A 1,188-nucleotide genomic window follows, 5' to 3' on the forward strand; every position below is an offset into this window, starting at 1 on the left:
CCATCAGCGCCAAAATGCCGAAAAGTTCATTGCCCCTGCATCGAGGGCGGCGTAACGTTCAACCCGGCATCGCCGCTCAACGAAGTTCAACAAACTTCGGGACATCCCCCGAACTAGGGTCTACATCGACTCATCAGGCGGGGACGTTGAGACTGCAATCAACATGGGCAGAACCATACGTGACAGTTGGTTTTCCACTCACATAGGGCGGTATGTTCTGGATCCCGATTCCGAGGGTGATCTTATCAAAGCGAGGAAAAAAATCTCGGGTCAATGCATGAGCGCAGCTACCTTGCTCTTCATTGGCGGAAGACTCCGTCACCTCTGTCCCGAAGACCGTTTTGGCGTCCATCAATTCTCGTTTCGAGATCCGACCCCCGCCCATATCGGGCAGTCCCAAATTCTATCTGCGAAGATCGCGAGATACATTGTTGACATGGGCATCAACCCAGATTTCCTGTCTATTTCGTCTGCGATCGACGCGGATAAGATCGAGCTTGTGCCTCATGAAGATCTACGTCGCCTTCTATTCGTTACGGGAGGAGAAACCCTCGTAGATTGGTCATTACAGTCCGTTGACAACACACTTTACGTTCGCGGCGAACGTGACAACTTCTACGGCCATCACAAAATGCTTTTCGGCTTCGTAAAACCAACTGGGTTCTTTGTCTACGCTGTTATTGAGACGCAGGGACGCGAATGGGAGTTGACGAATTTTCCACTCGTCGAGTTGGTCGTAGGAATGAATGAGAAAATTGTAATTGATATCTCTTATCGTTGTAACAGGACGATAAACGGGATTTATTGCAACATTGATGTCTTCCTTTCAAAGGAAGAGGCACAAGAAATCGTTCGGTCGGACGGGTTTGGTATTCGCGTGAGAGGTGGGCCTGATGCCGGTATGTTTCTTGGGGTGGGCCCTATGTCTACTAAGGGCGGCACGCAAATTCTCGCCGCCTTATTTGATATTTTGACTTAGGATTTTGACAAGTAGGGTAGCCACTTCTGGACGGTGGTGAGGTTGATGTGGCCAACGAAGGACGCGGCGATTTCTACTGTAACGAGCAAAAATGCACTAAGTGTCGGTCCACAAAGAAGTTGAATGATATGAATCGTTTGTGATTCCATGCTGTTGATTTGATTCGACGAGGGCATGGAAGCGATGTGGACGAAAGCAAACCGCGGGAA

2 protein-coding genes are annotated in these 1,188 nt (G+C 49.4%); one reads left to right on the plus strand and one right to left on the minus strand.

From position 1 onward, the window contains the following. Nucleotides 1–277 precede the first annotated feature (277 nt). On the plus strand, nucleotides 278–979 hold the full coding sequence (locus VQ045_RS21730) for a hypothetical protein (RefSeq protein WP_331831609.1): 702 nt from the start codon (nucleotides 278–280) through the stop codon (nucleotides 977–979). Here VQ045_RS21730 and VQ045_RS21735 read toward each other — a convergent pair. After that, nucleotides 976–1,188 (minus strand): hypothetical protein (locus tag VQ045_RS21735; protein ID WP_331831610.1); only part of this gene is annotated, 213 nt, incomplete at its 5' end. The genes VQ045_RS21730 and VQ045_RS21735 overlap by 4 nt on opposite strands.

It is taken from the genome of Aurantimonas sp. E1-2-R+4 (assembly GCF_036549515.1).
GTDB classification, from domain to species: Bacteria; Pseudomonadota; Alphaproteobacteria; order Rhizobiales; family Rhizobiaceae; genus Aurantimonas; species Aurantimonas coralicida_A.